General features: G+C 37.8%; 5 protein-coding genes. 2 read left to right on the top strand and 3 right to left on the bottom strand.

The window, feature by feature from the left end; translation table 11 throughout:
• Positions 1–204: 204 nt before the first annotated feature.
• Entirely contained in the window at positions 205–582 is a 378-nt protein-coding gene (locus tag QZ565_RS08295; protein ID WP_295528119.1) for a DUF1934 domain-containing protein, read from the bottom strand.
• 71 nt (positions 583–653) lie between these two features.
• Here QZ565_RS08295 and QZ565_RS08290 point away from each other — a divergent pair, with 71 nt between their 5' ends.
• Together QZ565_RS08290 and yidA are read left to right on the top strand one after the other, a co-directional pair.
• Positions 654–1958, top strand: coding sequence for an HD domain-containing protein (locus QZ565_RS08290; RefSeq protein WP_295528116.1), 1305 nt, complete (start codon positions 654–656; stop codon positions 1956–1958).
• A 12-nt stretch (positions 1959–1970) separates the two neighbouring features.
• Positions 1971–2777 carry a sugar-phosphatase gene (gene yidA, locus QZ565_RS08285; RefSeq protein WP_176139629.1) on the top strand — a complete coding sequence of 269 codons (807 nt, stop codon included), beginning with the start codon at positions 1971–1973 and terminating at the stop codon, positions 2775–2777.
• Positions 2778–2902: 125 nt separating this feature from the next.
• On the opposite strand, the gene QZ565_RS08280 is transcribed toward yidA, so the two are convergent.
• Entirely contained in the window at positions 2903–3229 is a 327-nt protein-coding gene (locus QZ565_RS08280; RefSeq protein ID WP_295528109.1) for a 50S ribosomal protein L7/L12, read from the bottom strand.
• A 530-nt stretch (positions 3230–3759) separates the two neighbouring features.
• Positions 3760–4490: DUF3804 family protein (locus tag QZ565_RS08275; RefSeq protein ID WP_295528106.1), on the bottom strand; the 731-nt coding region annotated here is incomplete at its 5' end.

The following is a 4490-nucleotide window of genomic DNA, read 5'->3' as shown; positions in this document are numbered from 1 at the left end:
AGGCCTCAAATCCTATTTACTCATTTAGAATGACTTTAAGGAAAGACTGAATTATATTTCGCTTTAATAAATAATAGGTAATGGAATGAGTGTTATAACCTTAATCTGAAAAAATAAAGGTTTCAGCTACTAAAAATGTGCAAGAAAAGCTTGATTTCATAAACTTAATCATCTTCGTTGCTATAACCTCGTCCCCAGTCATACCTAGCCCCAAGTAATTTCCAGTTGATAGCTGGCAAAGGCTTGTCCCTCTTGATTTTGTAGTTGATAGTCTAAATAAATCTTTTGTCCATCCACTTGATAACAGCTCGTCTGGATAATAAACTCCTGCATACCCATGGGTGTGGGGATATAGGCTAAACTATCACTATCCTTTAGAAAACGCATAATGGTTTTCGGATTGGAAAAACGGGTCATCACCAGTTCTCGAGCATGAAATTTAATCACTACTTTTTCTTTTTCTTCATTGTAGAAAAGCAAATAGCGATAATCTCCCTTTTCATGCACTTCCACGTCATAGAGCTGGTCAATCACTTCCAACTGCTCATCAAACTGAATGGTATTTCGCATCCGAATCTTCACATCAGGTCCTCTTTCTTCTCTCTTGTCCTACTATTTTACCAAAAAGAGAAGGATTTTGCTATAATGGTCATATGAACGAAAAAGTATTCCGTGACCCAGTTCACAACTACATCCATGTCAATAATCAAATCATCTATGACTTGATTAATACAAAAGAATTTCAACGTTTGCGTCGAATCAAGCAACTGGGAACTTCCAGTTATACCTTCCACGGTGGAGAACACAGTCGCTTTTCCCACTGCTTGGGAGTCTATGAGATTGCTCGACGCATCACAGAAATTTTTGAAGAAAAATATCCTGAGGAGTGGAACCCTGCTGAGTCTCTCTTGACCATGACCGCTGCGCTCCTTCATGACCTTGGACATGGTGCCTACTCCCATACTTTTGAACATCTCTTTGATACCAATCATGAAGCTATTACTCAAGAGATTATCCAAAGTCCTGAAACGGAGATTCACCAAGTCCTGCTACAAGTAGCGCCAGATTTTCCAGAAAAGGTTGCCAGTGTCATCGACCACACCTATCCTAACAAGCAGGTCGTGCAGCTCATTTCTAGTCAGATTGATGCGGACCGCATGGACTATCTCTTGCGCGATTCCTATTTTACAGGTGCTTCTTACGGAGAATTTGACTTGACTCGGATCCTCCGAGTCATTCGTCCTGTCGAAAACGGTATTGCCTTTCAGCACAACGGCATGCATGCCATCGAAGACTACGTCCTCAGTCGTTACCAGATGTACATGCAAGTTTATTTCCACCCTGCAACACGCGCCATGGAGGTCCTCCTTCAAAACCTTCTCAAACGCGCCAAGGAGCTTTATCCAGAAGATAAGGACTTCTTTGCACGCACTTCTCCCCATTTGCTACCTTTCTTTGAAAAAAATGTGACCTTGTCTGACTATCTGGCTCTGGATGATGGCGTGATGAATACCTACTTCCAGCTCTGGATGACCAGTCCTGACAAGATTCTTGCAGACCTGTCGCAACGCTTTGTCAACCGTAAGGTCTTTAAATCCATTAGCTTTTCACAAGAGGACCAAGACCAACTCGCTTGCATGAGAAAATTGGTTGAGGACATCGGCTTTGAGCCAGACTACTACACAGCCATCCATAAGAACTTTGACCTCCCTTATGATATCTATCGTCCCGAATCTGAAAACCCAAGGACACAGATTGAGATTTTACAAAAAAATGGAGAACTGGCAGAACTCTCTAGCCTGTCTCCTATCGTCCAATCCCTTGCTGGCAGTCGACACGGAGATAATCGTTTCTATTTCCCGAAAGAAATGTTAGACCAAAACAGCATTTTCGCAAGCATTACCCAACAATTTTTACACTTGATTGAGAACGATCATTTTACCCCAAATAAAAACTAGAAGAGGAAATGTATGAGTATTAAACTAATTGCCGTCGATATTGACGGAACCCTAGTCAACAGCCAAAAGGAAATCACTCCTGAAGTCTTTTCTGCCATCCAAGATGCCAAAGAAGCTGGTGTTAAAGTCGTGATTGCAACTGGCCGCCCTATCGCAGGTGTTGCCAAACTTCTGGACGACTTGCAGTTGAGAGACGAGGGTGACTATGTCGTGACCTTCAATGGTGCCCTTGTCCAAGAAACTGCTACAGGTCATGAGATTATCAGTGAATCCTTGACTTATGAGGATTATCTGGATATGGAATTCCTCAGCCGCAAGCTCGGTGTCCACATGCATGCCATTACCAAGGACGGTATCTACACTGCCAATCGCAATATCGGAAAATACACAGTGCACGAATCAACCCTCGTCAGCATGCCTATCTTTTACCGCACACCTGAAGAAATGGCTGGCAAGGAAATCGTCAAGTGTATGTTTATCGATGAACCAGAAATTCTCGATGCTGCAATTGAAAAGATACCAGCGGAATTTTACGAACGCTACTCCATCAACAAGTCTGCTCCTTTCTACCTCGAACTCCTTAAAAAGAATGTGGACAAGGGTTCAGCCATTACTCACTTAGCTGAAAAACTCGGATTGACCAAAGATCAAACCATGGCTATCGGTGACGAAGAAAACGACCGTGCCATGCTGGAAGTCGTTGGCAATCCAGTTGTCATGGAAAATGGAAATCCAGAAATCAAAAAAATCGCCAAATACATCACTAAAACAAATGACGAATCTGGCGTTGCCCATGCTATTCGAACGTGGGTACTGTAAAATGCTTAAGCATAGAAAATAAATAACACCCCAAAAAGTAGAGATGACACTCTTACTTCTGGGGTGTTCTTTTTGAATATTGAATTCGTCACAAACGAGTTACCTTTAGAAACTAGCAAAACAAATCACTCTTCCTCCTCAAATATCAGAGCATCTAGTTCTTCTCTTTCAGCCACAATCTCTTCGAAGGTAGAAATAATATTATTTAATAATTCTAAGGTGATAATACCAGTTGAATCCCTCATCGTAATCTTAGTTCCAATAGCACTTAACTCTCCAATTAATTCTCTAACCTTTTTCAATTCGTCCAAATCTAACATGTCTACTTCTATTACTGTGTCATGATCTTTTATTCTGGATTGGATTAAAGAGAAAGGCAAGGACGAATAATTTCTTAACAACTTATAGGTCCCTGACTTATCACCTATATAATCAATACAAGTAGCTAGCATGGTTTCAACTCCTTATACATAGCGGACTTGCTTACATACCATCGTACTTGAAAACATCATTATCCCGTATCTAAAAAGAAGAGATATAAGCTTGAATCTCCTCTATCATGATTAGATTAACAATCTTACTCTTCTAAATCCCTTTTTATTTTTGGAATTTTCTTATTATCAAGTTTAGGAATACCCTTGTTCTCAATCTTGGGAAGGTTCTTTAGTTCATCGGCAGTAGGTTACCTTAGCATTCCTATAGAGTAAAGCAAACGATAAGAACAAGTCAACAATGCTCCCAACAGTTGCCATGTTCCGTTTACTTGCTTCTGTCGAAGGGATCTCAGCTCTACTAGTACTAAGGTCTTTCCATTCAGGATTCTATGCTTCAATCACTTTTTTCTCTTCCTAAAGTGGAACGAGTAAAAAATGGTTGAAAGGCACAACTGTAACCATGGCTGTCGCACCTAGTGGGATAAATCTATTGAAATTTATGATAAGACCAATGCTTAGTATAGATAATGATACTGATTAAACTAATATTAGCTAAATAATTTTTTTACAATATATTGAGCTATTTTTAAAAGTAAATAAAGAATAAGGAAGATGTAAAATAAATAATCTCCGATAACAAATAATCCTAACATAATTACAAAAAAAAGAAAAAGAATCATTGCTACGACTACAACCAAGAATTTTAAAAATTTGAATACTTTACTCCAAATAGTAGGATTTTCTTTATTTACCGTGAATTTATAAAGCATTTTTTCGACAAATGTAAATTTGGTAAATTCAATTTCAGCACCTAAAAATAGTATTTCAAATATTTTTTTTAACTTTTCTAATTCCACTGTTTTTACACTAGTACCATTTTGAAATCTAACATCATCTATACTTGGAATAGAATTTTCTGACTCTCTCTTAAAAATAAATGTATACTTCTGATTATTTAAAAGTATATTAGGAATCTCAAGTCTACCTCTTACATTTTCTATATTCCATTCACGCTTGCTTCTTTTTTCTGTAAGTTTCTTAGGGAAAATGATTGTGTACATCTTTTCAATCTTTATGATTCTAATATTTAATAAAGAGATGTACTCATCTGTGAATACGAAATCGTTTGAGTTAAAATTTTCTATATTTTCATTGTTTTTATAGTAAGTTATCACATCTTCTATTATCTGTTTGCCTTGTTTATTTAAACTATGTTTTCTAATAAAAGAGGTATTATCAAGTAATAAAATAGAGAATAGAAATAAAAGGGAAATAAGGA

Origin of the sequence: uncultured Streptococcus sp., from assembly GCF_915066115.1 — a bacterium.
In the GTDB taxonomy this organism is placed as follows: Bacteria; Bacillota; Bacilli; order Lactobacillales; family Streptococcaceae; genus Streptococcus.
Note: the sequence above shows the minus strand (reverse complement) of the source record. Positions and strands in the feature narration are given on the sequence as shown.